The sequence below is a fragment of the Tessaracoccus coleopterorum genome (genome assembly GCF_011174705.1).
Lineage (GTDB): Bacteria > Actinomycetota > Actinomycetes > Propionibacteriales > Propionibacteriaceae > Arachnia > Arachnia coleopterorum.
In genome coordinates, this window is sequence record NZ_JAANIJ010000001.1 from 2,189,564 (window position 1) to 2,216,307 (window position 26,744).

The window sequence follows — 26,744 nt, forward strand, 5'->3', positions numbered from 1 at the left end:
TTCCACGCCACCCGCGTCCTCGACTGGTGGGACGCGCAGGGCTGACCCGCGGCCGGGGCCGGGCCTACTGGGCCAGCCCGTACAGGCGGTCACCGGCATCGCCGAGGCCGGGCACGATGTAGCCCTGCTCGTTGAGCCGCTCATCGACGGCCGCGACCACCAGGCTGCACGGCACCTGCAGGTCGGCCAGCAGGTCATGGAGCCGCTCGATGCCCTCGGGTGCCGCGAGCAGGCAGATGCAGGTGATGTCGTCGGCCCCGCGGTCGACGAGGAACTGGACGGCCCTCCGAGTGACCCGCCGGTGGCGAGCATGGGGTCGAGGACGTAGCACTGGCGGCCGGAGAGATCCATCGGCAGCCGCTCCGCGTAGGTCATCGGCTCGAGGGTCTCCTCGTCGCGGATCATCCCGAGGAAGCCCACCTCGGCGGTCGGCACGAGGCGGAGCATGCCTTCGAGCATGCCGAGGCCTGCACGAAGGATGGGAACGACAAGGGGCGCCGGGTCGGAGAGCTTGGTGCCGATGGTCGTGGTGATGGGGGTCTCGATCTCGGTGTCGCCGACGCGGACACCGAAGGTCGCCTCGTAGGCGAGGAGCGTGACGAGTTCGTCCACGAGCTTGCGGAACACCGGCTGCGGGGTGAGCTTGTTACGCAGGAGCGTGAGCTTGTGATCGACGAGGGGATGCTGAACGACGCGTACTTCCACGGTCCAACCTTCCCACACCATGCCCCTACCCGAGAGGTTGGGGTAGGAGGTGTGTCGTGGCGGGGTCGTGCAAGGATGGGGGCCGAAGCAGTCGCGCTGGAAGGAGAGCACCGTGGACGTTTTCGACGACGACGCCGAACCGTTTGACCTCAAGGACGATGCCGACGCCGAAGACGACGACTTCGATGACGATGACGACGACATTGAGGATGCGTCGGAGGACGACGTGGACCTGGTCGTCGCGCTGTACCGCGAGGACGGCAAGCCCACCGCGGTGCCCATGGATTTCGACCTCGCCAACGACCTCGAGGAGCTGATCCGTCAACTCACCCGCCTGCCTGGGGATTCCGGGGCCGACGGTTGGGTGTCGATCAACGGCGAGTTCTTCGTGATCTGTCGCGTCCGCGGCCGCACCGTCGAGGTGCTGCTCTCCGATGTCACGGCAGCCAACGACTGGCCGATCGCCCGCGACGTGGTCGACTACCTCGGAGCCGAGCTCCCCGATGACGACGACGAGCCCTCCCCCTGGGTGACCTCGAGATGTACGCGGCCAGTGGGTTGCGTGCCTTCGAGATGGAGGCGATCACCACCGACTACGACGAGGACTCCGACGAACTGCTCCACCGGATCGCCGAGCGGCTCAAGGTCGCCGACGAGTTCGACCGGGCCGCCGAGGCCTTCGACGACTGACGTTGGGCACCCGTTGGCATGACGCCATGCGCCTCGCGCTCGGTGAGGCCGAGGCGGCCGCGTCCCACGGCGACGTCCCCATCGGGGCCGTCGTCCTCGACGCGTCGGGTGCCGTCATCGCACGCGCAGGTAACGAGCGGGAGCTGCACGGCGACCCGACCGCACACGCCGAGGTGGTGGCGATCCGACGCGCCGCGGAGGCGGTCGGGAGTGGCGGCTGACGGGCTGCACGCTCGTGGTCACCCTCGAGCCGTGCACCATGTGCGCGGGTGCGATCGTGGCGTCGCGGATCGATCGTCTCGTGTTCGGGGCGTTCGACGAGAAGGCGGGCGCCGTCTCATCGCTCTGGGACGTGGTGCGCGATCCGCGGCTCAACCATCGCCCGACCGTCATCCCCGGGGTGCTCGCCGAGGAGTGCGGGGAACTGCTCGACGCCTTCTTCCGTGAGCGCCGCTGACCTGGACTAGAGCGATTCCTCGACCGGGAGCCGCATGTCGGGCTGCGCCCTGCGGAACACCGCCGAGACGATCACGGCCAGGGTGCTGATGCCCAGCGCAACCAGGACGCCCCCGCTCCCGCCCGCGCATCGATCGCGATGCCCGCGAGCGCGGAGCCGATGGAGGAGCCGAGCAACTGCCCGGTGCCGATCCAGCCGAACGCCTCCGCCGTGTCGGAGAACGACACCGCCCGCGCGATCACCGACGACACCGCGGCGAGCGCGGGGCGATGCCGAGGCCGGCGATGAACAGCGCGATGGCGAGGGCGGTGAAGCCGGACGCGGCCGTCGCGAAGGCGAAGCCCCCGTCACCACCAGCAGCCGCAGGGTCAGGACCAGCGGGTGAGCTGTCGGTTCCCCGCGAACAGGCCACCGATCAGCGACCCGACCGACGAGATGGCGAGCACGATGCCGGCGTTGACGGAGCCGTCGCCGAAGGTCGCGACCATGGCCGCCTCGATGGAGGCGAATGAGCCGATCATCAGCATCGACGCGAACATCATGAGCACCACGGAGGGGTTCTGCAGGACGTGGCCGAGCTTGCGGGTGGCGGCCGGGATCTGGAGCGACCGGACGCGTGGGCGAGTGCGAACAGCAGGCCACCCGCAATCTGGATGGCGACCACGATCAGCAGGGCCGTCGACGAGCCCACCCCGGAGACGAGCAGGGTGATGGCGACCGGGCCGATCACCCAGATGATCTCCTGGAGCGCGGCGTCGAGGCTGAACAGCGCCGTCAGCATGTGCTGTGGCGCGAGCAGCGGGTACAGGGTGCGCACGGCGGGGATCACCGGTGGCATGGCGGCACCGCCGAGGGCCGCCAGCGCCATCACTCCTGCGAGGTGCAGCGGGAGCGTCACCAGCAGGGCGAAGGAGGCGGTCGAGATGGCAAGGGTGACCAGGAGCAGCCGCGAGGTTCCGAACCGGCTCAACTGGCGCGAGACGATGGGTCCGGCGATCGCCATGCCGATCGAGAAGGCCGCGAGGACGAGCCCGGCCGCGGTGTAGGAGCCCTGGGTGCGCTCGACGTGCATCAGCAGCCCGAGCGAGTACATTCCGCGGGAAATCGGGCCGCGAGTTGGGTCGCGATGACGAGGCCGAGGCCGGGATCCTCATCAGGGCTGCAAAGTCACGCACCGGCCAACTCTATCCGCGCGTCGCGCGCCGACCGAACCGGGCCTTCCGCCGACCCGGCGGGCCCGGCCCGGCAAAATCGGCCAGTGGCCCACTCTGCCCGGTCCGGCCGGAAGTTCTGGCCACTCTCCGGCCCGGGTCCGTGCCCATAGAGGTCACGTTGCCCGGCGCGAACCGGCCGCGGTGGCCGCAGATCCGCCGATTGGGCAATCTCGCTTCCCATCGGTAGAATCGTCCGCGGTGATGTGACTGAGTGGCCGAAAGTGCTCGCCTCGAAAGCGAGAGTAGGGAAACCTACCGGGGTTCAAATCCCTCCATCACCGCCGAGAGAAGCCCGCGAGAGCGGGGCTTCTTCCATTCCCCGCGCTCAGGCGTGCTTCGGGCCACGGCCCGGATGAGCAGCAGCGCGAAGCCGAGGAAGCTCAGCGACAGGCCGATCCCTCCCACCGAGTCCGTGACGTACACCTCTCCCAGCGCCAACTGCGCGAAACAGGTCAGCGCGACGGTGGCCGCGGCCAGCCAGATCGGCCACCGGCGACGGAACCACACCTTCGAGAACACCAGCCACCCGCCCACCAGGGCCACCGTGACGGTCGCGGCGGGCCAGGACGGGAAGGCCGACAGGGGACGCCGACGGTGGCGAACTCCGGGCGCGGGCGTTGAACGTAGTGTTTCACGGCCAGCGGGAGCAGGCCGCCGACAAGGGTCAGGCCGCTCCAGATCAGGAGCCGTACCCGGAGGGCGGCCGGCGGGCGCGTTGCTCCGCCGTCCACCACGGAAGGGGATCAGCGCTCCGAGGATGCAGAGCGTCGCGAGCAGCAGCCAGGTCCACGGTGAGAGGAGGAAGTTCACGGCCGTCCACGCCACCACCCACCACGGGTTTGATTCGGCCACCGACCCGAACCAGGCCGCCGGCGCCGCATCGATGGCGAGAAGCCGGGTTGGGCGGGGCCGAGCCAGGCCGCCAGGGCGAACTGCAGGATGCCGACCGTCAGGCAGATCCGCAGCGCCGCACGGGAGCTTCCCTGCCCGATACTCGACGTCGCGCGCATCTGTGGATCGGGATCAGGGCTCGCGGGTGGGCGTGGGCGTCGGGGTGGCGTGGTGACCTTGGGTGGAACGACGCAGACGGTGCCGTCGGGCGCGCTCACCTGGTACAGCGGCGCCTCCTGGTAGACGGGCTTCTCGGTCGGCAGCAGAATGTCGACGGTGCCGTCGACGCGGTCGTCATACTCGATCTTGGGGTCGACGAACTGCGACGCGACCAGCCGGATCTGCGGGCCTGGTTCCTGTTGGCCCGGATCGTCAGTACCTTGATCTGCTCCTCGGTGTTGGCGATCCGGAGCACGTTGTAGCCGAAGTCGACCAGTCGGGTCTGCACCCGCTGGGCCTGCCCTGTGGTGTAGCCACCGTTGAAGATCCGGACGCTCACCTGCGACACGTGCACCGTCTCGGACGGCTTGACCAGGCAGGGTGTGGGGAGGGGACGGCAGCGGCGCCATCAACGAGTTCCATCCCAGAAGGCACCCCAGGCGAGCAGCCCGACCAACCCCAGGAGGATCACGGGGGTTGCGATGAGCCTGAAGATCCGCACTCGTTCGTCTGCCTTCGTCGGTGGTCGATGTGTGTCTGGCAAGTACCCTAGTTCAACTCGAGCACGCGGGCGTGCATTGTCTGGCGTTGTTGCAGCGCTGCGCGGAGGGCACGATGCAGGCCGTCTTCGAGGTAGAGCTGGCCCCGGTAGGACACCACATGCGCGAAGAGATCCCCGTAGAACGTCGAGTCCTCCTCCAGCAGGGCCTCGAGGTCGAGGGTGCGTTTGGTGGTCGTCAACTCGTCGAGTCGCACCTGGTGCGGTGCTATCGCGATCCACTGCTTCTGGGTGTAGCCGTGGTCCGGGTAGGGGCGGGAGTCGCCCACGCGCTTGAAGATCACGGAGCCACCCTACCCGCACGCCCTGCGGGCGAGGGGAGGTGGGAAGAGTCGCGGGAACCGGGCGGCGGCCGCACCGGTTGTGGGAAGGTATGGGCGTGAACGACGTGCCCCAGATCGACCTGATTCGAACCGGATACACCTTCGAGGCGCCCGCCGCGACACTCGGCGTGCTGATCGCCGACGGCGAGCCGGTACAGGACCTGCCGATCCGGATCCCGCTGGGCATGTTCAACCGGCACGGCCTCGTGGCCGGCGCCACCGGCACCGGAAAGACCGTCACGCTCCAGGTGATGGCGGAGGCGCTCAGCGCCGCCGGCGTCCCCGTCTTCGCCGCCGACATCAAGGGCGACCTGTCGGGCATGGCGACCGCCCCACACCGAGCGAGAAGCTGCTCGCGCGCACCGCGGTCCAGGGCCAGCCGTGGGAGGCCTCCGCATTTCCCACCGAGTTCTACGCTCTCGGCGGCGAGGGGACCGGCACCCCCATCCGCGCCACCATCTCCTCCTTCGGACCCATTCTCCTGTCGAAGGTGCTCGACCTGAACCAGGTGCAGGAGTCGTCGCTGGGGCTCGTGTTCCACTACGCGGACCGGGCCGGGCTTGCGCTGCTCGACCTCAAGGACCTCATCGAACTGCTGAAGTACCTCACCTCCGACGAGGGCAAGGCGGAACTCAAGGGCATCGGTGGCCTCAGCACGGCAACCGCGGGCGTCATCCTCCGTGCACTCATCACGCTCGCCGACCAGGGCGCCGATGTGTTCTTCGGCGAGCCGGAGTTCGACCCGTCCGAGCTGCTCCGGGTCGCTCCCGACGGCCGCGGCATCGTCTCGCTGCTGGAGTTGCCGCGGCTCGCGTCCCGGCCGGGCCTCTTCTCGACCTTCCTGATGTGGCTGCTCGCCGACCTGTACGAGTCGCTCCCCGAGGTGGGCGACCTCGACAAGCCGAAGCTGGTCTTCTTCTTCGATGAGGCGCACCTCCTGTTCAACGGCGCCTCGAAGGCGTTCCTCGACTCCATCACCCAGACGGTCCGGCTGATCCGCTCCAAGGGCATCGGCGTGTTCTTCGTCACGCAGACCCGAAGGATGTGCCCGACGATGTCCTGGCGCAGCTCGGCTCCCGCGTGCAGCACCAGCTCCGCGCGCACACGCCCAACGACTCGAAGGCCCTGAAGGCGACCGTCGCGACATATCCGAACTCGACCTACGAGCTCGAGGACCTCCTCCAGCAGCTCGGCATCGGCGAGGCCATCGTGACGGTGATGAGCGAGAAGGGGCCCCGACCCCGGTCGCCTGGACGAAGATCTGGGCCCCGACCTCGCAGATGGGGCCGACGGATGAGGCCCGGATGCAGGCCATGGTGACAGCCTCGCCGCTGAATGCCCGCTACGGTGCGGCGATCGACCGCGAGTCGGCCTATGAGGTGCTGACGGCGCGGCTCGCGGAGGGCGCCCGGATCGCCGAGGCGGAGCGACTCGAGAAGGAGCGCCTCGACCAGCAGAAGGCCGCCGAGCTGGAGGCTGCCAGGCTCGAGAAGGAGTTCCAGCGCCAGCAGCGCGAGCTCGAGCGGGAACGTGCCCGCATCGAGAAGGAGCAGCGCGCCGAGGAGGCGGCCCGGCGCAAGTGGGAGCGGGAGAACCCCTCCCTCGTCGAACAGGTGACGAAGTCGGCTGTGTTCAAGGACCTCGTGCGCACCGCCGGCCGGGAGATCATCCGCGGCGTGTTCGGGACGGGACGCCGCGGGAGATGAACCGAAGGGCCCTCGGGTCCTGGCGTTCGCGGCGTTTGCCGGGTGCGCCGGGCCCGCAGGGCCGCCGTCGGCTCCTCCAGCCACGGGGACATCGCCAGAGCCCTCCCGCACGCCCGATCTCAGCCGCCCGCTCGGCGTCATCGAGAGCATGATCCGCGACGGCGGCGTCACCCTCTACCTGGCCTTCCCGGGTGTGACGGATGCTCCGCGCGGGACCTGGCGGCCCAGATCGCCGCCGAGTTGGGACACGCGTTCGAGGCGCTCGACGCCGTCGCGAGAATCATCGTCTCGCCTTCGGAGGCGTGCAGCGAGTTCGCGGCCCTGGCGTTCCCGGACGAAGAGGTCAGGGTCGATGCGCTGCTGGCCGACCTGGCGCGGCCCGGCCCCGGCTCTCCGAGGCGGTCGAGCACGGCCGCCGGTTGCTGTCCCACCCGGTGCCGTGGGTGAGGTGGTCGTTCTCATCGGCCACCGGGTCAGCATCACCGAGACCACCGGTGTCGAGGTGGCCGCAGGGGAAGGGCTGATCTGCGCGGCTGCGGGCGGGGGCTATCAGGTACTGGCCAGGACCATGCCCAACGACTGGGCGCGGATGGGCTGAGCTCAGGTGGCGGTGTAGCGCTCGACCGTCGGGTCGTTGCGGACCCGGTCGCTCAGGGCCTGAAGCTGCTCCGCCAGCGAGGCGGCCGTCAGCTGCGCCGATAGGAACTGCGCCCACAGCACCCCCTGGGCCGGCGCGAGGCCGTAGTAGTCGGCGAACCGCCACGTGAAGACGGCGTCGCCCGCGTCGGCCAGCAGCCGCGTCTGGGAGTCGAGCGCGCTCGACCTGAGGTCGGTGGGTACGGAGTTGCGCACCACGGTGGGGATCAGGTTGGTGCGGGTGAACTCCTGCGCCACCTCGGGTTCGAGCATCGCCCGCAGCAGTGCCTTTCCCCCTCGGGGTTGGCCGCCGATGCCGGCACCAGGAAGGCCTCGGTCGGGGTGGAGTGGATTGCCGCCGGCGGCAGGGTCGGTGAGGTCGTGAGTGTGGGGACGGGGGCGGCGGTCATCTCGAAGCCGTCGGCGGTGCGGCCGGCCATCTCGTGCGCGATCCAGGAACCCGACGGATAGAAGAGGGCGCGCCGGTTCCCGGACCACTCGGCCTGCGCGTCGAGGAATGGCCCGCCGTGCAGCACGAAGCCCGACCCGACGCAGGTCTCCATGGCCTCGAGCACCCGCAACATGGCCGGCAACTGCCAGCCCCCTCCTCGAGGTTGTCCAGGGCGAGCCGCACCTCGTCGCCGCCCTCCTTGATCGCGGAACTGATGGCGAGTTCCTGGTAGTAGTGCGCCGCATCGTCGCCCCAGACGAACAGGAAGGTGTCGAGCGAGCGGGCCTTCTCGCCGAGCTCGAACATCTCGTCCCAGACGGTCGGCACGGCCCATCCCTGTGACGCGAAGGTGGCCGCCGAGTGCCAGATCCCGTACACCGACAACCCGTAGTGGAGCGCGATGAGACGGTCATTGACGATGCCGGGGCGAGCGCGCTCGCGTAGAGGGTCTCGGAGATCGGTACCCCGGCACCGTTCGGCGCGTCGATCACGTCGTCGAGGGTCAGGAACGACTCGACCATCTCGCCGATGGCGAGCTGGTCCGCCCCGGAGTTGTCGAGCAGGTCCGGTGGGGTGGCCCCTCGACGAACCGATCGCCCACCTGCGCCTTCACGTCGGTGACGGGTGTGATGGTCGTGGTCACGGTGGGATGCAGCTCGGTGAGCCGGTCGGCGGCGAGCCGGAGGTAGCCGGGGTCGAACGCCCCGTCGAAGACGACGGCGTCGATGGAGGTCAGGTCGCCGGGGCGGCCCGGCCAGGCGGTCGGGCTGGGGCTCGCCGTCGGGAGGGGCCCGGTGGGAGCGGGTCGCTGGTGCAGGCGGCCAGGGGCGCGACGGCGAGCGCGGACAGCATGGTCCTGCGGCTGAACGGCGTCATCTGGTCCTCCTCGGACATCCAACCCTACGGCACGGCAGGGTAGGCCCGGACGGCTGTGGCGGCGAGGGGCCCGTGGCATGTAGTGTTGGCGCGACCCGCCCCGACGAAGCGCGCGGGCGATGCCCACACTTCAAGGGAGGTGCCGGTGACCGACGCCGTTCTCGCCATTGACATCGGGGCACGAAGGTCGCCGCGGCCCTCGTCTCACGCGACGGCACGATGGGACGCATCGCGACGGCCCCGACGCCGGGCTCCCAGGGGCCGACGGCGGTGTTCCACACCATCGAGCGGGTCGTGGGCCAGCTCGCGGACGAGCTCGCGGGCACGGAGGTGGTCGCGGTCGGGTTGCGAGCAAGGGTGTCGTCGATGTGGCCACGGGACAGGTCAGGTCCTCGACGAGGGCGATCACGGGCTGGACCGGCACTGACGTCGCCGTGGATGCCGGGAGGGCGCTGGTCGCGGTGCTGGGCTACCTGCCACCGGTGCATGTGCAGAACGACGTCGACGCCTATGCGTTCGGCGAGTTGTGCAGGGGCGCCGCTCGGGGGATCACCGATGTGCTCGTCGTGGCGGTCGGCACCGGCATCGGGGCGTCCGTTGTCCTCGGCGGGGAGGTGCGGCGCGGCCGGACGGGCGCCGCGGGCGAGCTGGGGCACGTGCCCGTCGTCGGAGCGGCGCATCTGACCTGCAGCTGTGGATGGCCCGGCCACCTGGAGGCGATCGGCTGTGGGGCGGGCTGATCGCCCACTACCACTGGCTCGGCGGCGATCTGAGGGCCACCACCGGCCTCGACGTGTCGGTCCGGGCCCGGCAGGGTGAACCCCACGCGATCCGGGCGGTCGTCGAGTCTGCGGCGGCGCTCGGGCGAGGGATCGCTGCGGCCGTCGCCGTCCTCGACCCCGATGGAGTCGTCGTGTGTGGGGTGGGACGGACACGGACCCGATCTGGTGGGAGTCGCTGGAGCGCCACCTACGGGAAGAGCTGATCGATGTGCAGCAGTCGGTCCCGCTGCTGCGCGGGCAGCTCGGGGTGCGGCGCCCCTGCACGGGGCGGCCATCTGGGCCTGGGAACGGTCAGCCCAGGTGGACTGACCCGTTCCCGATCCGACAGGTCCGCAGGGTCAGCGACCGGTGCCTGCGTAGACGGTGGCCTGCCCGTCGGCGTCGAGCCCGAACGCGGAGTGCGCGGCACGCACGGCGCGGTCCACATCGTCGGCGCCGACGATCACGGAGATCCGGATCTCGGAGGTGGAGATCATCTGCAGGTTCACGTCGGCCTTGGCGAGCGCATCGAAGAAGGTCGCGGAGACGCCGGGATGTGAGCGCATGCCGACGCCGACCACCGAGACCTTGCCGATCTGGTCGTCATAGAGGAGCTCGTCGAAGCCGACCTGGTCGCGGATCGCCTCCAGCGCCTCGATGGCGCGGGAGCCGTCGGCCATGGGGAGGGTGAACGAGATGTCGGTCTTCACGTCGCTCAGCCGCGAGATGTTCTGCACGATCATGTCGATGTTGAGCTGTTCGTCTGCGACCGCCCTGAAGATGCGGGCGGCCTCGCCGACGCGGTCGGGAACGCCCGCCACGGTGATCTTGGCCTCGCCGCGGTCGTGCGCGACGCCGGTGATGATGGCTTCTTCCATGGTGTCGTCCTTGGTGATCTCGGCCTGGTCCTTGACCCAGGTGCCTGGCTTGTCGGTGAACGAGGAGCGCACGTGGACGGGCACCCCTTCGCGGCGGGCGTACTCGACGCACCGCAGGTGGAGGATCTTGGCGCCCGACGCTGCCATCTCCATCATGTCTTCGTAGCCGATCTCGCGGATGTGGCGGGCCGACGGCACGATCCGGGGATCCGCGGTGTAGACGCCGTCGACGTCGGAGTAGATCTCGCAGTAGTCGGCGCCGAGGGCGGAGGCGAGGGCGACCGCGGTGGTGTCGGATGCGCCGCGGCCGAGCGTCGTGACGTCCTTCGTGGTCTGCGCGACGCCCTGGAAGCCGGCGACGATCGCGACGTTGCCCTCATCGAGGGCCCGCTCCACCCGGCCGGGGGTGATGTCGATGATGCGGGCATTGCCGTGGGTCGGGGTGGTGATCACCCGGCCTGCGAACCGGTGTAGGAGACGGCCTCGACGCCGAGGTCCGACAGCGCCATCGCGAGCAGGGCCGCGGACTGGCGCTCGCCGGTGGTCAGCAGCATGTCCAGCTCGCGCGACTTCGGGTGCGGCGACACCTTGAGGGCCAGATCCATCAACTCGTCGGTGGTGTCGCCCATGGCCGAGATCACGATGATGACGTCGTGACCCTCGCCGCGGGTGCGGGCGATCCGCCGCGCGACCCGCTTGATCGAGGCGGCGTCCGCCACCGACGATCCGCCGAACTTCTGAACGATGCGACCCATGCAAACCTCCAAGGAAACCTCGTCGAGTCTAGTTCTTCGGCGCGCACCGGGGCGACCCGTCCGCCGACACGAACCCGGGCCCAGGGCCGGGTGGGCGGGCTTTCCGGTGTAGCGTCGTCGTGTGTTGCCGAAACTCACTGCCGAAGAACAACGCGTGCTCGGGTGCCTCCTCGAGAAGGAGACCACGGTGCCGGGCAACTACCCGCTGACGCTCAACGCGCTCCGCACCGCCTGCAACCAGTCCAGCAGCCGGGAACCCGTCGTCGACTACGACGAACGCACCATCCAGGACGCCATCCGGTCGCTGAAGGACAAGCATCTCGCGGGCGTGACGTGGGCCGACCACGGCAGGCGCACCCTCAAGTACGCCCAGGTGGCCTCCGAGGTCCTCGCCCTCGCCGCCGATGAGCGCGCGCTGCTGACGGTTCTCCTGCTGCGCGGCGCGCAGGCCCCGGCGAGTTGAAGACCCGCACGGACCGCCTCTTCGGGTTCGGCGACCGGGCCGAGGTCGAGGCCTGCCTGACGCGGATGGCCGCCCGCGAGGAGCCGCTGGTCGAGGAGCTGCCACGCAGGGCAGGGCAGCAGGACACCCGTTGGGCACACCGGATGGGAGACCTCCCGCGACCCGCCGGCCCGGTGGCCGAGGTGGACCGCGAGGAGGTGCTCGCCTCCGGGACGGCGGAGCGGGACGCGCTGGTCCGGGAGACCTACGCCGCGGTGGCCGACGCCTACCAGGAGGAGCTCGCGACGCGCCTGGATGAGCGACCGTTGGAGCGCTGGCTGCTCGACCGGGTCGTCGAGCTGGCCTGGGAGCGGCCGATCGCCGATGTCGGCTCGGGCACCGGAGCCTCCACCGCGTACCTCGCGAGGCGCGGCGGTGACGTGACCGGTTACGACTTCTCCCCGGAGATGGTCGAGGTCGCCCGCAGGGCGCACCCCGACCTCCGGTTCGAGACCGCCGACCAGCGCCGCCTGCTCCGCCCGCCCGCCGCGTCGGGCTGGGGCGCGATCACGGCCTGGTACTCGATGGTCCACTACGCGCCCAGCGAGGTGGCCCAGCAGGTCGCCTACCTCGCCAACCTGCTCGACGAGGAGGGGTGCTCGCGCTGGCCCTGCACGCGGGGCAGCCTTCGAGACGACCGAGGAGTGGCTCGGACACGAGGTGTCCACGCCCTGGGTGCGGCACGACCCGGCGCACGTGCGAGCCACCGTCGAGTCGGCCGGCCTGGTCGAGATCGAGACCTACGTCGAGATCGGTGACGACCGCGACCGGCTGTTCATCCTGGCCCAGCGGCCCGCCACCGACTAGCGCCGGCGGGCCTCGGGCCATCCGCCGGAACCCCGGGCGGAGGACGCCTCCCACCATTAGGCTCTTGGCATGAGCACGGTGCGCTGGGGAATAGTCGGAGCAGGATCCATCGCGGGCTCTGTTGCGGGCGACTTCCAGTTCGTCCCCGGCGCCAGCCTCGTCGCGATCGCCTCACGCTCCCAGCACAAGGCCGACGTCTTCGCGGCCCACCACGGGATCCCGAGGCGTTCGGGAGCTACCTGGAGATGATCGCATCCCTGACGTGGACGCCATCTACATCGCCACCCCGCATCCGCAGCACCGCGACATCGCGTTGTCTGCCATCGCCCACCGGAAGGCGGTTCTCGTCGAGAAGGCATTCACGGCCACGCTCGTCGGCGCGCAGCAGGTGGCCCAGGCCGCGACGGAGGCCGGAGTCTTCGCCATGGAGGCCATGTGGACCCGGTTCCTGCCTGTGATCAGCGCCGCCCGTGAGGTGGTGGCTTGGGGCAGGATCGGCGATGTGATCGCCGTCCAGGGCGACCTCTACGCGTTCCGTGAGTACCAGGAGGGGCACCGCCTCTTCGACAAGGGGCTCGGCGGGGGAGCGATCCTCGACCTCGGCGTCTACCTCGTCAACCTGGCCCAGATGTTCCTCGGCGACGTCAAGGGCATCGACTGCATGACGCGGCTCTACCCGACCGGTGTCGAAAAGGCCGCATCGATCACCCTGGCCCACATCGGGGCGGGCTCTCCTCCCTGACCTGTGGGTTCGACGGTCCCGGCCCCGGCCGGATGGTGGTGGTCGGCACGAAGGGCTGGATCGAGATCGAGCCCCGCTTCCACCACCCCTCCGTCATCACGATCCACCGCACCGGGGTGCTGCCGCGGGTGATCGAGGCCGTGCCCTCAGGCCGCGGATACAGCCACGAGTTCGCGGAAGCCACGAAGCGGATCGCCGCTGGCGATCGGCAGTCGCCGACCATGCCGCTCAGCGACACGCTTGAGGTGATGCGGGTGCTCGAGGCGTGCCTGCGGCAGTCCGGGGTGTACCACCGCGAGCAGGACCTGCCGGAGTTGCGCCCGCACGGTTGATGCCGGTCAGCTGAGCGTCGCGTAGAACTCGTCCAGGGTGTCGGTGCGGAGCGCCTCCTGCAGCTGCGTGAGTTTCGCCTCGTCCACGAGGACGATGGACTGACCGTCGCTGGACGTGGCAAACCCGGCCGTCGGGAGCTTGAAGGAGTGCATCTCCGAGGGGCTGAAGTTGCGCAGTTGCCAACCGAGGTCGACGATCACATCGTTGGTGAGGCCCGCGTCAACGGTGAAGTTCGAGCCGAGCTTTGTGACGGAGTTGCGGAACTTGATCGGGTCGGAGACCGTGCCGGCCGAGACCAACTCCGTGATGACCGCCTGGATGACGTCACGCTGCCGTGCGGCGCGCCCGAAGTCACCATCGGAGAGGTTCTTACGCTCCCGCACGAAGACCAGCGCCTCTGCGCCGGTGAGCGTGATCTCACCCTTCGGGAAGGTGAACCCGTTGCTGCTGGATGCCTCCCGGTTGACGACTGTGACGCCGCCGAGGGTGTCGATCACGTTGACGAAGCCCTCGAAGTCGATGATGGCCGTGTGGTCCATCGGCACCTTGAGGAGCTGCTCCATGGTCTCCACCGTCAGCGCCGGCCCGCCCCACGAGTAGGCGGCGTTGATCTTCGCCTTGCCGCGGCCGGGGATGTCGACCCAGGAGTCGCGGGGAGGCTCATGAGATAGACCTGTGTGCGATCGCCCGAGACGTGCAGGAGCTGCAGCACGTCGGAGCGCCCGCGTTCTGCTCCGCGGGTGTCACTGCCCATCAGCACGATGTTGATCGGCGCGTGCTCCTGGCCCGGCACCGGTGCGACCGTCGGGGGACGGTTGGTGCCGGTCGGCATGATCGTGGGCTCGCGGTTGATGTTGTCGAGCGCGTCGTAGGCCGTCTTGCTGTAGAACGCGACGACCCCCACGGCCGCGAGCAGCACTGCGGTGAGCGTGCCGAGGACGGTGAACAGGAGCCAGCGGTTGCGGCGCCGGGCCGTCTTCGTCTCGGTGGGGTCGCCACCGGTGCCCTCGTCGCCTGTGAGTTCGCTCATGGGACGAAGCATAGGGCTGGCACTCCGGTCGGATGCGCCCTACCACCACCTACAGCCCCGGAGTGCTCCTCCCGCCGCAGGGATGGTAGGGGGCAGCCAGCCGGCGGCCCCCCTAAACATCCTGCTCAGGCCTTCGTGAGCCTCAGCCGCAGGTCGAGGTCGGGGTCCTCATCGGTGGGGGCGTCCACCTCGTCCTGCAGCAGCTCCACGGCGAGCACCTCGGCCGCGATCAGGTCGCGGTGCACGGCGATCGCCTCGGCGAGCTCGGGGGCCGCCTCGAGGACGATCCGGATCCGGTCGGACACCTCGAGGCCCGCCCGCTTACGTGCCTCCTGCACGAAACGGATCACCTCGCGTGCCTGCCCGGACCTGATCAGCTCGGGGGTGAGCTCAAGGTCGAGCGCGACCGTTTCACCCTGCTCGTTGACCACCGACCAGCCCTCGCGGGGTCGCTCGGAGACGATCACGTCGTCGGGCCCGAGCTCGACCTGCTCACCCTCGAACTCCATCACGGCCCTCCCGACCCGGCGGAGCTCGGACGACAGCCAGGCCGCGTCCAACTCGGCGATGGCCTTGGCCACGAGCGGTGTGCGCTTCGCGAACCGCTTGCCGAGGTTGCGGAAGTTGCCCTTCGCCGAGTAGTCGACGACGTCGCCAGCGGAGGCGAACGACTCGATCGCCTCGACATTCAGCTCGGAGCGGATCTCCTGCTGCAGCTCGGGTGACAGCTTCTCGAAGATGGCCGTCGGCACCAGCATCCGGCCCAGCGCCTGACGGACCTTCACCTTCGACTCCGCGCGCGCGGCGCGCCCGAGCTCGACGGTGCGGCGGGTCAGGTCCATGGCCTCCGACAGTGCGGGGACGATGAGCGACCCGTCAGCCTTCGGCCACGCCGCGAGGTGCACCGAGTCGGGGCCATCGGGGTCGGCGGCATGGAACATGTCCTGCCACACGCGTTCGGTGACGAACGGCATGATCGGCGCGAGCAGCCTGGTCAGCGTGTCGAGGGTCTCGTGCAGAGTCCACAGGGCGCCCTCGTCACCGGCCCAGAAGTTGCGACGCGAGCGGCGCACGTACCAGTTCGACAGGTGGTCGATGAACGACGCGAGGGCGGTGCCGTAGCGCTGCGTGTCGTAGTTGTCGAGCGCGTGCGTCACCTCGGCGACCAGCTGCTGCGTCGCCGACGTCAGCCACACGTCGAGGATGCGGCGGTCCTCCACCGGCGGGGCCTCCCCGGACGGCGTCCAGTCGGCGGCGCGGGCGTACAACGACTGGAACGCGACGGTGTTCCAGTACGTGAGCAGCACCTTGCGGACGGTCTCGCCGATGGTCTGGTCGCCGACCCTGCGGGCCGACCACGGCGACCCCGAGCAGGCCATGAACCAGCGCACCGCGTCCGCGCCGTGCCTGTCCATCAGCTGGATCGGCTCGAGCACGTTGCCGAGGTGCTTGCTCATCTTGCGGCCGTCGTCGGCGAGGATGTGGCCGAGGCACACGACGTTGCGGTAGCTCGACTCGTCGAACACCAGCGTGCCGACGGCCATCAGCGAGTAGAACCAGCCGCGGGTCTGGTCGATCGCCTCGCAGATGAAGTCGGCCGGGTAGCGGTCGGCGAACTGCTCCTTCGAGCCCTCGGCGTGCGGGTAGCCCCACTGCGCGAACGGCATCGAGCCGGAGTCGAACCACGCGTCGATCACCTCGGGCACCCGGCGCGACTCCCTGCCGCACGTCGGGCAGGCGAACACGATGTCGTCCACGTAAGGACGGTGCGGGTCGAGCGCGCTCTGATCGGAGCCGGTCAGCCCACTGAGCTCGGCGCGGGAGCCGACGCACACCTGGTGGTCGTCCTCGCAGCGCCAGATCGGCAGCGGCGTTCCCCAGTAGCGGCTGCGCGACAGCGCCCAGTCGATGTTGTTGTTCAGCCAGTCGCCGAAGCGGCCGTGCTTGATCGACTCGGGGTGCCACGCGGTGGCCTCGTTCTCCGAGAGCATCCGCTCCTTGATCTTGGTGGTGCGGATGTACCACGACGGCATGGCGTAGTAGAGCAGCGGCGTGTGGCAGCGCCAGCAGTGCGGGTAGGTGTGCGAGTAGTCCAGCTTGCGGAACAGCAGGCCCCTGGCGGCGAGGTCGGCCACGATCGGGTCGTTGGCGTCCTTGAAGAACCGCCCACCGACCAGACCGAGGTCCTCCTCGAACGTGCCGTCCTTGCGGATCGGGTTCACGAACGGCAGCCCGTACGCGCGGCACACAGCCATGTCATCCTCGCCGAAGGCGGGCGCCTGATGGACGAGGCCGGAGCCGTCCTCGGTGGTGACGTAGTCGGCCAGCACGATGAAGTGGGCCGGCTCGGGGAAGTCGACCAACTCGAGTGGCCGCCGGTAGGTCCAGCGCTCCAGCTCGCGGCCCGTGAACGCCTCACCCAGCGTCCACTCCTCGCCGAGCACCTTGTCGGCGAGGGGCTCGGCGATCAGTAGGGGCTTCTGGTCGGCGTGGCTCGCGACCCGGTACGTGACGTCGGGGTGCACCGCGACGGCGGTGTTCGACACGAGCGTCCACGGCGTCGTCGTCCACACGAGCAGGTCGACGGCGCCGGCGAGCGGGCCGGAGGTCAGCGGGAACCGCACGTAGATCGACGGGTCGACCACCTCCTCGTATCCCTGCGCCAGTTCGTGGTCGGAGAGCGCGGTGCCGCAGCGGGGGCAGTAGGGAGCGACCCGGTAGTCCTCCTCGAGGAGGCCCTTGTCGTGGATCTGCTTCAGCGCCCACCACAGCGACTCGACGTAGGAGGCGTCCATCGTGACGTAGGCGTCCTCGATGTTGACCCAGTAGCCCATCCGCTCGGTGAGCTCGGTGAAGGCGTCGACGTGGCGCAGCACCGACTCGCGGCACTTCGCGTTGAACGCCTCCACGCCGTATGCCTCGATGTCGGCCTTGCCGGAAAAGCCCAGTTCCTTCTCGACGGCGAGCTCGACGGGCAGGCCGTGGCAGTCCCAGCCGGCCTTCCGCTCCACGTGGTAGCCGTTCATCGTCTTGTAGCGGGGGAACATGTCCTTGAAGACGCGCGCCTCGATGTGATGCGTGCCAGGCATCCCGTTGGCGGTCGGCGGGCCCTCGTAGAACGTCCACGGGGTGCCGCCCGCGGTGCGGCGCAGCGACTCGTCGAACGTGCCGCGTTCGGCCCACAGCTTCAGGATGTCGTGCTCCAGCGCCGGGAAGTCGACCTGCGCGGGAACGGCGCGGTAGCCGGGTGAGGTGGTCATCGGTTGCCCTTCTTGCGGTATCCCTACTGAAGGGACGAGCCGGGGCCCGCGGTACCACCCTCCTTGGGCGACGTGCGCCCCACTTGTTCGTGCACCGCGGCCGGGTCTAATGGACGGGCCGTGGCCCGTCGTTCTTCCGGCAGCTCCGGGGTGATGGCCCTTCGACGCCTTGCGGTGCGGGACCATTATGCGACGTGGGTCAAGGCCGACTCAACCCGTCGACGACCGCGGTGGGATGTCCGGGGCACCCTGGGACTGGCACCATGGAGTCATCTGAGGAGGGACGAAGGTGACACAGGGCGAGATCGAGGGCTGGGCACGCGAGCGGAACATGAGCGTCCACACACCGTGGCCCGCGCTGCGGGGCGTCTTCCGACGGGGGAGATGTTCGAAGGCGGCGACCGCGAGCTGCTCTCCGGCTGGTCGGGCACCCTCGGCGGGCTGCCCGTCTTCGGGTTCCAGGCAGCCGCCGGTTCCGACCCCGACGGACCCCTCTACGTGGTGGCCGTCCGGCTGCCGGGAATCAACTTCCCGGAGTTGACGCTCATGGAGGCTGGCCTCGCGGGCGACGCCCCCACCGTCCCGATCGACCCGGTCTTCGACCTCTACTGGCAGGTCGTGGCCAGGAACCCGGCCTTCGCCCGTGACCTGATCGGCCCGGCGATGCAGGAGGTGCTGACCGGCCTGAAGCCCGACTTCTCGCAGATCTGGGTGGAGCGCGACGCCGTCCTGCTGAGCGCCCGCGGTGACGTCTCGGCCACCGCGCTGGACAGGTACCTGCATCTGCTCCGCAGGCTCGTGGACACGATGCCGACGCGCGTTCTCAACGCACTCAGGCCCGACCCGGCACTGCTACGCATCGTCCCGCGCCCGGCCCCGCCGCGGCCCGCGGGCCAGCTACCACTCCGGGTGCCCGCTTCCACACCCGCCCCACCCGCGCTCGCGGCGTCGACCGACAACGAGTGGGCACGGTGGGCGACCCGGCGGGGCTGGCTGCACTTCCCGAACGGCAGGGAGATCGCCGAACGGTTCCATCGCGGCCCGGTGCAGGGAGGGCGGTACATCGACGCGTTCGCGGGCCGCTTCGGCGACCTGCCGTGCTTCGGCTGGCGCACCGTGAGCGGCACCGGCGGCGAAGCGGCCATCCGACAGGTGGTGTGCGTGCGCAAGCCCGGCGTCGACCATGAGGCCGTGCGCGTCACGCTCGACGACGCCATCCTCACCGAGCTGGTGGGCAGCGGCGACATCGAGGTGGGTGACGCGGACTTCGACGCGCGGTGGCGCGTCACCTCCGATTCGGAGGACAGCGCGAGGGCGGCGCTGACGCCAGCCATCTGGAAGGTGATGGGGGAGCCGTTCGTGCCGCGGTTCGAACAGCTGTGGATCGAGCACGATGTGGCGGCCGTCATCACCGACGGGCCCATCGCGCCCGACCGGGTCGACGAGTACCTCAAGTTCCTGCACAAGCTCGTCACGCTGATGGGCCGCTGACAGACCCGGAAGGCGGGGATGGAGGATGGTGGCCATGGCCATCTTCGACATCCCCCTCTCCGACCTCCGGCAGCGCGGCAGCATCAAGTGGCGCCGGTTCGAGCCCGACGTGCTGCCGATGTTCGTGGCCGAGATGGATGCTGCCCTCGCCCCGCGGTCCGGGAGCGGCTCGAGTTGGCGCTCCGACAGGGCGACACCGGCTACCCGGAACTGCCCGCCTACCAGGAGGCCATGTCCGACTTCGCGCAGTGGCAGTGGGGATGGACGTTCGACCCGGCCGACGCGACGTTGGTCACCGATGTGGTCACCGGCATGCGCGACGCGCTGGAGGCGGTGAGCCGGCCGGGCGACGGTGTGGTGATCAACCCGCCGATCTACCCACCATTCCGCGGCGTCTCGCACGACCGTCGGATCATCGAGGTACCCATGGTGGACGGGCGGCTCGATGTGGAGGGGCTCGAGGAGGCTTTCCGCACCCAGCGGCCGGCCGCGTTCCTGCTCTGCTCACCCCACAACCCCGAGGGCACGATCCACACCCGCGCCGAGCTCGAGGCCGTGGCGCAGATGGCCGCCCAGTACAACGTCGCCGTCATCTCCGATGAGATCCACGCCCCGCTCGCCGGTTCCGCCCACGTGCCGTACCTGGCGGTGGAGGGCGCGGGTAACGCGGTCATCGTCACGTCGGCGTCCAAGTCGTTCAACCTCGCCGCGCTCAAGAGCGGACTCATCATCGGCGATGCGGGCATCCGGGCCAATCTGCGGCCGATGGTCTCCGACGGCGCGAGCTACTTCGGCGTGCTCGCCCACAGCGCGGCGCTGACCCACGGGCGTGGGTGGCTTGCGGAGGCATCGGCGGAGATCGCGGGCAACAAGGCTCTGTTCGCCGACCTGCTGCGCAGGCACCTGCCGGAGATCGACCACTCGCCGTCCGAGGGAACCTACCTTGCGTGGGTCGACTGCTCGCCCCTCGGCCTGAGTAACCCCGGTGAGCACTTCCACCGGGTCGGAAGGGTGCGGTTCAACTTCGGTTCCGAGTTCGCCCAGGAGACCGCCTCGTTCGTCCGGGTCAACCTCGCCACCTCGCACGAGATCATCGAGGAGGCGGTCCGCCGGATGGCCGACTCCGTCGCCGGATAGGGGTCCAGCAAACCCTCCTGGCTAGGAAACGACCCGCTCACCTCGTACCCTTCTCCCTAGTGCCAACCCGGAGGAGGACGGATGACGCTACCGATTGCCGCCTGGCGAGTGACCTACACGCCCGGGAACTGGCTGGTGCTCTCCGGCCCGACGATGCTGGTTGTGATGCTCCCGCCCCGGCGCGGGCATCGAGGCTGGTCAATGTCCTGTGGGACGGCATCGTGGCCGCCGATTCGGTCGACGCCCTGATGCGGCTCGTCGCCGACGTCGGCCTCGACGCGATGCCCGATCTCGGCGCATTCTTCTGGGACGCGGAGGGGTTGCACGGCCTCACCCGCGGTGCGGTCCGGATGGTCGACACCGCGTCCGGCGAGGTCGCACTCGAGGGCCAGGGGACGCTGACCTGGCGCGAGGCGAACCTCGGCGGCGAGCGCCACCTGCGCATCGACCTCGAGCCGGTCGACGACGACGAGGTGCTCCAGCTGCCGCTGGTCGTCGGGGCAGCGTCGGCGTCGGCGATCTATCTCACGACCGACCCCGAGGCGCTGGTGCGCTTCCCGAGCTACGAACAGCTCGGCGCGCTCCCCAAGGTGCCCGTGCTCGGCGTCCGGCCGCGCGTGCGTCAGGCCGAGATGGCAGCCGCCGCCCCGAAGGACACGTTGCCGCTGCGGAGGAGGTCGTCGAGGCCATCGCCGGGCCTGCCGACGAGTTCGCGGCCGAGCTCCCGGCGTTCTCCACCGACGAGCCGGGAGAGCCCGTCCGGCAACCGCACGTCGAGGACGAACGGCCCGTCGAAGAGGTGGGGGCCATCGAGGCTCCCGCGGTGGAGGAGCCCGAGGTACCCGCGATGGAGGAGCCCGAGGTTCCCGCGGTCGAGGAACCGTCGCCGGAGGAGGGGAACCACGACGAGACCCTGGTCGGCGACGTCTTCGCGGACGACGGGATCGGGGCGCCCATACCCGGCCTCAGCCCCTCGCTCGACGACTCGACCGACCCCGGCGCCATCGCCGTTCCCTCGCGCCCCGGTCGGGGCACCCGCCATCCCGGCCCCGGCCGCGCCCGCGCCGGAGCGGCAGGCCCCCGTCGTGGTGCCGCCGAGGCTCGGCGAGATCGACGATGACGCCGGCGGCACCATCTTCTCCACGGGACTCGCAGCCACCCACAAGCCGGCCCCGCAGCCCGAACAGCTCCAGGGCCGCAGGTGCTGGCCGTGCCATGCGCCAACGGCCACGCCAATGCCCCTGGCTCACGGGCCTGCCGGATCTGCAAGGCTCCGGTCGACTCCTCGAACCCGCGGCTCATCCGCCGGCCGCTGCTCGCGGGTGTGCACACCAACCAGGGCGACTTCATCGACATCGTCAGCGGGGTCGTGATCGGTCGCGCGCCCGACGCGGGCAAGGGGCCCTCCGGGTCGGACCTGCTGCGTGTCCCGAGCCCTAGCAGTGACATCTCGCGCAACCACCTCCTCGTCACCACCCGCGACTGGAACGTCCACGTCACCGACCTCCACTCGACCAACGGCACCACCGTTCTGCCGGTCGGCGAGCCGCCGTTCACCCTGCGCGACGGCGCGTCCGTGCAGGTCGAGCTCGGCACCGTGCTCGATCTCGGCGACGGCGTGTCGCTCCGCATCGAGCCGCCCGCGGCTGACTGGAAGGCTGGACAGCCCTTGTCGGGTGAGAAGAACTCCGCGCGTTCGCTGCGACTGACCGGACGGTTCCTGCGTCGCTCGTGGCAGGGCCTGATCGTCGGCGGACTCGCCGTCGCGCTCGGCGTGGCCGCCTACCTCAGCCCCGGCCTCGTGGAGGCGGACGTGCTGCTCGACGACGGGTTCGTCCACGTCGTCAAACGCGACTCGGAGCTGATCGGCACCGTCAACTCCCAGATCAGGCAACTCGCCAATGCGTCCCAGCTCGGCGAACAGCGGGCCGAGGTGTTGCAGAACGCCGACGAGGTGCTGATGTACCTCCCGCAGTCCGACTCCCTCGTGCCGTTCGACGCGGCACGCAACATCTCGGGCTCGACGACCGCGCTGCCATCCAACTCGATGGTCCAGTTGGTCGGTGACAGGCTCCTCGTGGTGGGCGGCGAGTCCGGCGCCACCTGGTCGGGCACCGTCCCCGACATGCTCGCCCTCGACTACGAGCAGACGAAACCCCAGACCGAGGTGGGTGAGGGAGGCGTCGCCACCCTCACCGCCACCGGCGATGTGATCGGCCTCGACGTCGGCGCCTCACGCCTGGTGCGACCCGACGGCGAGGCCACCGCCACGGTCGACCTGCCGTTCAAGCTCGATGCGGACGCCGTCGTCAGCATGTCTGCCGTCGGAGACAAGGCGGTCGTGCTCGACCACTCCTCCAAACGGATCTGGGTCGAGGGCATGCCCCAGGCGTACCCGGTCTCCGACGCCGGGAGTGCCCGCCTGATGGCGCCCGCACCCCACGCGCTGCGCGGTGAGGACGGGATCCTCGCCATCTACGCCAACGCCGCAGGCCTCAACGCCCTCACCAAGGACGGACAGGTGTCGCTGTCCGGTCGCATCGACCTCGCGCCCGTCGCGCCGGTCCAGGTCGGGGAGTGCGTCTACGCGGCCGGGGTCTCCGACACCACCGGTGTCTTTGTGCGCAGGTGCGTCGGGAAGGACGCCCACCGCGAGGACATCGGCTCGATCACCTCCGACGGCACCGACTTCGCCTTCCACGTCAACCGCGGCGTCGTCGCGCTGAACGACCAGTCCAACGGCACCGTCTGGCTCGTCGACAAGGACATGTTCGTCATCCGTCCGGAGGACTGGGAGGGCGTCGTCCCCGCCGACGACGACGACCCCACCAGCCCCAACGGCAGCGAGATCAACGTCCAGCCCGACCGGTCGCCCGACAACCTGGCCCCGAAGGCCAACGACGACGCTCTCGGCGCGCGCGTGGGCACCTCGACGGTACTCAACGTGCTCGACAACGACTCCGATCCCGACGGGGACGTGCTCACCATCTCGACGAAGACCGTGCTCAACGGGGCGACGCTCGAGCCGATCCGTGACGGGGCGGGGCTGCAGATCACCATCTCCCCCGACGCGAAGGCCGACCAGTTCGTCTTCGACTACACCATCAACGACGGGCGCCAGGGCACCAGCACCGCCACCGTCGTGGTCACGGTGCATCCCTCCGACATGCGGGCAGGCAACAGCCCGCCCGCAAGTCGGACAAGCCGGGTGGGCACCGCCCGATCGAGCTGAAGTCGGGCACCGAGCTCAAGCAGCGCCTCCTGCTGGACTGGCGCGACCCGGAGGGCGACCCGATCCTCCTGAAGGGGGCGTGGCTCGATCAGGGGTCGCAGGACATCCTCACCTTCACCCCGGACGGCACCATCGAGTTCATTGATGTCGGCCTCGCGACCGGACAGAAGAAGATCCACCTCATCGTCTCCGATGGGCAGGCCGAGACGCAGGACGAGTTGCTGGTCAACGTCGTCGAGGACCCGGTCGCTCCCACGGCCAACGGCGACTTCGCCACCGCGAAGGTCGGCTCACCCGTCCAGGTCGAGCCCCTCGCCAACGACGTCGGCACCCGCCCCACCCTCACCCAGGTCGGCCCCACCGAGGACTGCGCCGACTGCCAGCTCGACGTCAACCTCCGCGAGGGTGCCTTCACATTCACCGCGCAGAAGCCAGGCACCTACTACGTGCCCTACGACATCGTCGACGGCGTGAAGGTGACCGGCGTGGTGCGCATAGACGTGCGCGGCGAGAATGTGTCCGGCCTCCCCGTCGCCGCCCAGGACGTCGCGCTCCTGCCGCTCGGCGGAACCGTCGTGCTCGACCCGCTGCTCAACGACACCGACCCCAACGGCGAGGTGCTCGTGGTGCAGACGTTCGACGCGCCGGAGTCGCTGCAGGTGGTGATGGAGCGCAGGCACCGGATGACGATCAGCGCGCGCCACGACCTGCAGCAACCCGTCACCTTCACCTACTGGATCTCCAACGGCCACAACCCGGTCGCGGGCAAGATCACCGTCATCCCGACCGACACCGGCTCCGGCACCCCATCGCGGTGACCGACCGGATCCCGATCCGGGCGGGAACGACCGCTGCGGTCTCACCGCTGGCCAACGACACCTCGCCCGTCGGGCTCGACCTGTCCCTCGGGAGTTGAGCGACCACACGCTGGGCGAACGCGCGTGGATCGACGGCGACCGCGTGCGGATCAGCGTCCCCGCGGGCGCGCCGGGTGGCGTCACCAACATCGGCTACACCGCCGTCGACTCGCGCGGTGGAAGCGCGCCCGGCACCATCGCCGTCGAGGTCGTCTCGGAGGACGCCCCAACACGGCACCGGCGCCTGAGCCCGTCATCGAGCGGGTCCTCGCGGGCACCGAGACCCGCATCCCATCCCGCTGAGCGGCATCGACGCCAACGGCGACGCCGTCCGGCTCGTCGGGCTGGCCAGCGGCCCCCAGCTCGGCCGGATCACCTCCGTCGGCGAGGAGTACCTCACCTACGAGGCGTTCCAGGGCGGCCGTGGCACAGACACCTTCAAGTACCAGGTGATCGACTCGCACGGCGAGCTCGGAGTCGGTGAGGTCCGCGTCGGCGTCGCACCGCAGAGCGCGGAGAACACCAAGCCCGTGGCGATGCAGGACCAGATCACCGTGCGCCCCGGAAGGCCCGTGCAGATCGCCGCTCTGCGCAACGACTACGACGCGGACGGCGACTCGGTCGGCTACACCTCCGAGGCGGCCATCGAGATGGACGCCGGCATCGTGGCCGAGGTCGTCGAGAACGAGGTGGTGCTCACCTCCCGAACGAGCCCGGCACCTACGCCGGCACCTACTCGGTGCAGGACAGCCGCGGCGAGCAGGCCTACGGGCAGTTGATCATCGAGGTCGACGAGGCCGCCCCGAACATCGCCCCCGTCGCCCGCGACGACTCGGTGCCACTGTCGGGCATCATCGACCAGCGCTTCGTCGAACTCGATCCGCTCCTGAACGACTTCGATCCCGACGGTGCGAAGAGCGATCTGCGCATCGAGGTCGCGGACGCGGTCGAGGGGGAGGACGGAGCCCGCGTCGACGAGTCCGGCACCAGGTTGACCGTCCCCGTCAAGGAGTACCTCCAGCAGGTTCGCTACCTCGTCATCGACAGCGACGGCGCGCGGTCCAGCGGCATCGTGATCGTGCCCGGCACCAACGACATCGTTCCCGCGCTGATCGACCCCGAACTCGAACTGAAGCCCACGGCGGGTCAGACGTTCATCATCGACATCAACGAGTACGTGCGCGGCACCCAGGGACGCAGCCTCGAGCTCATCACGGCCGACAACATCTGGGCCACCAACGGAGCCGACGCTGGCCCCGACGGTGAGAGCAGGATCCGCTACACGGCCGACCGGACCTTCGCCGGCCCTGCCTCGCTGGTGTTCGAGGTGCGCGACAAGGTTGCCAACCCCAGCGACAAGACCGGCAGGAGCGCCGTCATCTCCATCCCGCTCGAGGTGCTGCCCGCCGCGACCGGGGAGGGACCTCCAACACCGGGCCTGACGAGAACATCAACCTTCCGCCGGAGCTCCAGGTCGCCAACCCGAGGCTCGAGGTGGGAGCCGGCGAGGAGCCGCGCTCCCTCAACCTGCTCACCCTGTTCCGCGACCCGGACGGCGACCGGAACTCCATGGTCATCAAGGGCCAGCTCCAGGAGGCGGGCGGCGACGGCCAGATCCAGTGGTCGTCCAACGGGGAGATCCTGACGGCGAGCGCAGGCGTCAAGGCAACCCCGGGTAGCTGGAAGCAGCTGCGAGGCGTGGTGATCGACGCGCGCGACGGCGAGTTGCCCTTCACCGTCCGCGTGGAGGTCACCGCCTCGACCCGGCCCACCATCACCGTGAAGCCCGACGTGATCGAGAACGCAGTGGCGGGGCAACGCTACGACCTCCAGGTGACGGGCAACGACACCTCGCACCTGCTCGGCGACCAGTCCGTGACGCTGCTGAGCGCCCGCGCGACGAGCCCGGGCGGTTCCGTCACGGTCACCGACGCGGCCCGTGGCATGGTGTCGGTGACGCTTGCCGCGGGATGGCACGGCCCGTTCACCGCGAACTACTACGTCAACGACGCCACCGGCGACCCCAACCGTCAGGTGACCGGGTCGATCATGGCGCAGGTCCGCGACAGGCCGGGCGCCCCGCTCACCCCTACTCGACCGATGAGGAGGTGCGTGACGGCCAGATCACCGTCCAGTACCGCTCGACGGGCGACGGCGGGGCGAAGATCATCGGCGCACGCGCCATCGCAACCTCTCCGGGCCGCGACTCCGTCACCGGCGCCTGTGCCGCGAACACCTGCACGGTCTCCGGCCTGAGCAACGGAGTGCCGTGGCGGATCTCGGTGATCGAGA

28 protein-coding genes, 1 tRNA gene and 6 pseudogenes are annotated in these 26,744 nt (G+C 69.8%); 20 read left to right on the top strand and 15 right to left on the bottom strand.

Translation table 11 applies throughout. The annotated features are described in order from the left end of the window. Nucleotides 1-64 precede the first annotated feature (64 nt). Nucleotides 65-726 (bottom strand): annotated as a pseudogene (gene upp / locus G7085_RS14060) (uracil phosphoribosyltransferase). 46 nt (nt 727-772) lie between these two features. Here upp and G7085_RS14065 point away from each other — a divergent pair. Continuing rightward, nucleotides 773-1,395 (top strand): annotated as a pseudogene (locus tag G7085_RS14065) (tRNA adenosine deaminase-associated protein). Between the two features lie 26 nt (nt 1,396-1,421). Continuing rightward, nucleotides 1,422-1,852, top strand: a pseudogene (tadA, locus tag G7085_RS14070) (tRNA adenosine(34) deaminase TadA). A 71-nt stretch (nt 1,853-1,923) separates the two neighbouring features. Here the strand turns inward: tadA and G7085_RS14075 are convergent. The 3 genes from G7085_RS14075 to G7085_RS14085 all read right to left on the bottom strand — a co-directional run bounded on the left by G7085_RS14075 (nt 1,924) and on the right by G7085_RS14085 (nt 2,945). After that, on the bottom strand, nt 1,924-2,094 hold the full coding sequence (locus tag G7085_RS14075) for a hypothetical protein (protein ID WP_197511465.1): 171 nt from the start codon (nt 2,092-2,094) through the stop codon (nt 1,924-1,926). A gap of 126 nt (nt 2,095-2,220) precedes the next feature. Then, nucleotides 2,221-2,403 (bottom strand): hypothetical protein, encoded by a 183-nt coding sequence (locus tag G7085_RS14080; RefSeq protein WP_197511466.1) that lies wholly within the window; start codon nt 2,401-2,403, stop codon nt 2,221-2,223. Then, a complete protein-coding gene (locus G7085_RS14085; protein ID WP_231979531.1) occupies nt 2,391-2,945 on the bottom strand; it encodes an MFS transporter in 555 nt (184 codons plus the stop codon). Before G7085_RS14085 ends, G7085_RS14080 begins: the two co-directional genes overlap by 13 nt. Before the next feature lie 318 nt (nt 2,946-3,263). Here G7085_RS14085 and G7085_RS14090 point away from each other — a divergent pair. Then, nucleotides 3,264-3,347: transfer RNA gene (locus G7085_RS14090), tRNA-Ser, on the top strand. Here the strand turns inward: G7085_RS14090 and G7085_RS14095 are convergent. The 3 genes from G7085_RS14095 to G7085_RS14105 form a co-directional block, all read right to left on the bottom strand. Continuing rightward, complete coding sequence (locus G7085_RS14095) at nt 3,319-3,876, bottom strand: phosphatase PAP2 family protein (RefSeq protein ID WP_197511468.1); 558 nt, start codon at nt 3,874-3,876, stop codon at nt 3,319-3,321. The genes G7085_RS14090 and G7085_RS14095 overlap by 29 nt on opposite strands. A 295-nt stretch (nt 3,877-4,171) precedes the next feature. Then, nucleotides 4,172-4,456 (bottom strand): LytR C-terminal domain-containing protein, encoded by a 285-nt coding sequence (locus tag G7085_RS14100; protein WP_197511469.1) that lies wholly within the window; start codon nt 4,454-4,456, stop codon nt 4,172-4,174. Nucleotides 4,457-4,665: 209 nt separating this feature from the next. Then, on the bottom strand, nt 4,666-4,959 hold the full coding sequence (locus G7085_RS14105) for a type II toxin-antitoxin system VapB family antitoxin (protein WP_197511470.1): 294 nt from the start codon (nt 4,957-4,959) through the stop codon (nt 4,666-4,668). Nucleotides 4,960-5,048: 89 nt separating this feature from the next. Here G7085_RS14105 and G7085_RS14110 point away from each other — a divergent pair. From G7085_RS14110 to G7085_RS14120, 3 genes and pseudogenes are all read left to right on the top strand, one after another. Next, a pseudogene (locus G7085_RS14110) lies at nt 5,049-6,704 on the top strand (helicase HerA-like domain-containing protein). Nucleotides 6,705-6,944: 240 nt separating this feature from the next. After that, entirely contained in the window at nt 6,945-7,151 is a 207-nt protein-coding gene (locus tag G7085_RS14115; protein ID WP_197511471.1) for a hypothetical protein, read from the top strand. Nucleotide 7,152: 1 nt separating this feature from the next. After that, nucleotides 7,153-7,302: a histidine phosphatase family protein gene (locus G7085_RS14120; protein ID WP_197511472.1), complete on the top strand. Its 150-nt coding sequence runs from the start codon at nt 7,153-7,155 to the stop codon at nt 7,300-7,302. Nucleotides 7,303-7,304: 2 nt separating this feature from the next. On the opposite strand, the gene G7085_RS14125 is transcribed toward G7085_RS14120, so the two are convergent. From G7085_RS14125 to G7085_RS14140, 4 genes are all read right to left on the bottom strand, one after another. Then, complete coding sequence (locus G7085_RS14125; RefSeq protein WP_197511473.1) at nt 7,305-7,613, bottom strand: hypothetical protein; 309 nt, start codon at nt 7,611-7,613, stop codon at nt 7,305-7,307. After that, the gene (locus G7085_RS14130) at nt 7,568-7,780 is read right to left on the bottom strand and encodes a hypothetical protein (RefSeq protein WP_197511474.1); all 213 of its coding nucleotides are present in this window, start codon (nt 7,778-7,780) and stop codon (nt 7,568-7,570) included. The genes G7085_RS14125 and G7085_RS14130 overlap by 46 nt, the downstream gene beginning before the upstream one ends. Further along, complete coding sequence (locus G7085_RS14135; protein WP_197511475.1) at nt 7,747-8,169, bottom strand: hypothetical protein; 423 nt, start codon at nt 8,167-8,169, stop codon at nt 7,747-7,749. The genes G7085_RS14130 and G7085_RS14135 overlap by 34 nt, the downstream gene beginning before the upstream one ends. 124 nt (nt 8,170-8,293) lie before the next feature. Beyond that, a complete protein-coding gene (locus G7085_RS14140; RefSeq protein ID WP_197511476.1) occupies nt 8,294-8,689 on the bottom strand; it encodes a hypothetical protein in 396 nt (131 codons plus the stop codon). A 346-nt stretch (nt 8,690-9,035) separates the two neighbouring features. Between G7085_RS14140 and G7085_RS32740 the strand changes: the two genes are divergently transcribed. Beyond that, nucleotides 9,036-9,407, top strand: coding sequence for an ROK family protein (locus G7085_RS32740; protein ID WP_197511477.1), 372 nt, complete (start codon nt 9,036-9,038; stop codon nt 9,405-9,407). 380 nt (nt 9,408-9,787) lie between these two features. Here the strand turns inward: G7085_RS32740 and G7085_RS14150 are convergent. Next, a pseudogene (locus G7085_RS14150) lies at nt 9,788-11,061 on the bottom strand (aspartate kinase). A gap of 187 nt (nt 11,062-11,248) precedes the next feature. Between G7085_RS14150 and G7085_RS14155 the strand changes: the two are divergent. From G7085_RS14155 to G7085_RS26370, 5 genes and pseudogenes are all read left to right on the top strand, one after another. Next, nucleotides 11,249-11,583: pseudogene (locus G7085_RS14155) on the top strand (DUF480 domain-containing protein); the annotation flags it as partial. A gap of 84 nt (nt 11,584-11,667) precedes the next feature. After that, nucleotides 11,668-12,321 (top strand): class I SAM-dependent DNA methyltransferase, encoded by a 654-nt coding sequence (locus tag G7085_RS14160; RefSeq protein ID WP_231980424.1) that lies wholly within the window; start codon nt 11,668-11,670, stop codon nt 12,319-12,321. 118 nt (nt 12,322-12,439) lie between these two features. Continuing rightward, on the top strand, nt 12,440-12,619 hold the full coding sequence (locus tag G7085_RS26360) for a hypothetical protein (protein WP_231979532.1): 180 nt from the start codon (nt 12,440-12,442) through the stop codon (nt 12,617-12,619). A 13-nt stretch (nt 12,620-12,632) separates the two neighbouring features. After that, nucleotides 12,633-13,112 carry a Gfo/Idh/MocA family protein gene (locus G7085_RS26365; RefSeq protein ID WP_331715678.1) on the top strand — a complete coding sequence of 160 codons (480 nt, stop codon included), beginning with the start codon at nt 12,633-12,635 and terminating at the stop codon, nt 13,110-13,112. A gap of 38 nt (nt 13,113-13,150) precedes the next feature. Next, nucleotides 13,151-13,444, top strand: a complete 294-nt coding sequence (locus G7085_RS26370; protein WP_231979533.1) for a hypothetical protein — start codon at nt 13,151-13,153, stop codon at nt 13,442-13,444. Nucleotides 13,445-13,450: 6 nt separating this feature from the next. Here G7085_RS26370 and G7085_RS14170 read toward each other — a convergent pair whose 3' ends face one another. From G7085_RS14170 to ileS, 3 genes are all read right to left on the bottom strand, one after another. Beyond that, nucleotides 13,451-14,080, bottom strand: coding sequence for an LCP family protein (locus G7085_RS14170; protein ID WP_197512890.1), 630 nt, complete (start codon nt 14,078-14,080; stop codon nt 13,451-13,453). Further along, nucleotides 14,020-14,475, bottom strand: coding sequence for a hypothetical protein (locus tag G7085_RS14175; protein WP_197511480.1), 456 nt, complete (start codon nt 14,473-14,475; stop codon nt 14,020-14,022). The genes G7085_RS14170 and G7085_RS14175 overlap by 61 nt, the downstream gene beginning before the upstream one ends. Nucleotides 14,476-14,600: 125 nt before the next feature. Beyond that, on the bottom strand, nt 14,601-17,735 hold the full coding sequence (gene ileS / locus G7085_RS14180; RefSeq protein ID WP_197511481.1) for an isoleucine--tRNA ligase: 3,135 nt from the start codon (nt 17,733-17,735) through the stop codon (nt 14,601-14,603). Between the two features lie 384 nt (nt 17,736-18,119). On the opposite strand from ileS, the gene G7085_RS14185 reads away from it, so the two are divergent. The 8 genes from G7085_RS14185 to G7085_RS26375 all read left to right on the top strand — a co-directional run bounded on the left by G7085_RS14185 (nt 18,120) and on the right by G7085_RS26375 (nt 26,708). After that, nucleotides 18,120-19,226: a hypothetical protein gene (locus tag G7085_RS14185; RefSeq protein ID WP_197511482.1), complete on the top strand. Its 1,107-nt coding sequence runs from the start codon at nt 18,120-18,122 to the stop codon at nt 19,224-19,226. 174 nt (nt 19,227-19,400) lie between these two features. Continuing rightward, complete coding sequence (locus G7085_RS14190) at nt 19,401-20,363, top strand: MalY/PatB family protein (protein ID WP_197511483.1); 963 nt, start codon at nt 19,401-19,403, stop codon at nt 20,361-20,363. Between the two features lie 221 nt (nt 20,364-20,584). Further along, a complete protein-coding gene (locus G7085_RS14195) occupies nt 20,585-21,736 on the top strand; it encodes a hypothetical protein (RefSeq protein ID WP_197511484.1) in 1,152 nt (383 codons plus the stop codon). Then, complete coding sequence (locus G7085_RS14200) at nt 21,688-23,595, top strand: Ig-like domain-containing protein (RefSeq protein ID WP_197511485.1); 1,908 nt, start codon at nt 21,688-21,690, stop codon at nt 23,593-23,595. The genes G7085_RS14195 and G7085_RS14200 overlap by 49 nt, the downstream gene beginning before the upstream one ends. Before the next feature lie 218 nt (nt 23,596-23,813). Then, on the top strand, nt 23,814-24,413 hold the full coding sequence (locus G7085_RS14205; protein WP_197511486.1) for an Ig-like domain-containing protein: 600 nt from the start codon (nt 23,814-23,816) through the stop codon (nt 24,411-24,413). Between the two features lie 347 nt (nt 24,414-24,760). Then, nucleotides 24,761-25,231, top strand: coding sequence for an Ig-like domain-containing protein (locus G7085_RS30555; protein WP_331715998.1), 471 nt, complete (start codon nt 24,761-24,763; stop codon nt 25,229-25,231). Continuing rightward, complete coding sequence (locus G7085_RS14220; protein WP_197511488.1) at nt 25,192-26,097, top strand: hypothetical protein; 906 nt, start codon at nt 25,192-25,194, stop codon at nt 26,095-26,097. Before G7085_RS30555 ends, G7085_RS14220 begins: the two co-directional genes overlap by 40 nt. Then, nucleotides 26,022-26,708 (top strand): Ig-like domain-containing protein, encoded by a 687-nt coding sequence (locus G7085_RS26375; protein WP_231979534.1) that lies wholly within the window; start codon nt 26,022-26,024, stop codon nt 26,706-26,708. Before G7085_RS14220 ends, G7085_RS26375 begins: the two co-directional genes overlap by 76 nt. Nucleotides 26,709-26,744 lie beyond the last annotated feature (36 nt).

Excerpts from the sequence above, each read along its gene's own strand:
- G7085_RS14085 (WP_231979531.1), bottom strand. The coding sequence starts at position 2,945 with ATGTACTCGCTCGGGCTGCTGATGCACGTCGAGCGCACCCAGGGCTCC.
- G7085_RS14125 (WP_197511473.1), bottom strand. The coding sequence starts at position 7,613 with ATGCTCGAACCCGAGGTGGCGCAGGAGTTCACCCGCACCAACCTGATC.
- G7085_RS14130 (WP_197511474.1), bottom strand. The coding sequence starts at position 7,780 with ATGGCCGGCCGCACCGCCGACGGCTTCGAGATGACCGCCGCCCCCGTC.
- G7085_RS14160 (WP_231980424.1), top strand. The coding sequence starts at position 11,668 with ATGGGAGACCTCCCGCGACCCGCCGGCCCGGTGGCCGAGGTGGACCGC.
- G7085_RS26360 (WP_231979532.1), top strand. The coding sequence starts at position 12,440 with ATGAGCACGGTGCGCTGGGGAATAGTCGGAGCAGGATCCATCGCGGGC.
- G7085_RS14175 (WP_197511480.1), bottom strand. The coding sequence starts at position 14,475 with ATGAGCGAACTCACAGGCGACGAGGGCACCGGTGGCGACCCCACCGAG.
- ileS (WP_197511481.1), bottom strand. The coding sequence starts at position 17,735 with ATGACCACCTCACCCGGCTACCGCGCCGTTCCCGCGCAGGTCGACTTC.
- G7085_RS14185 (WP_197511482.1), top strand. The coding sequence starts at position 18,120 with ATGTTCGAAGGCGGCGACCGCGAGCTGCTCTCCGGCTGGTCGGGCACC.
- G7085_RS26375 (WP_231979534.1), top strand. The coding sequence starts at position 26,022 with ATGGTCATCAAGGGCCAGCTCCAGGAGGCGGGCGGCGACGGCCAGATC.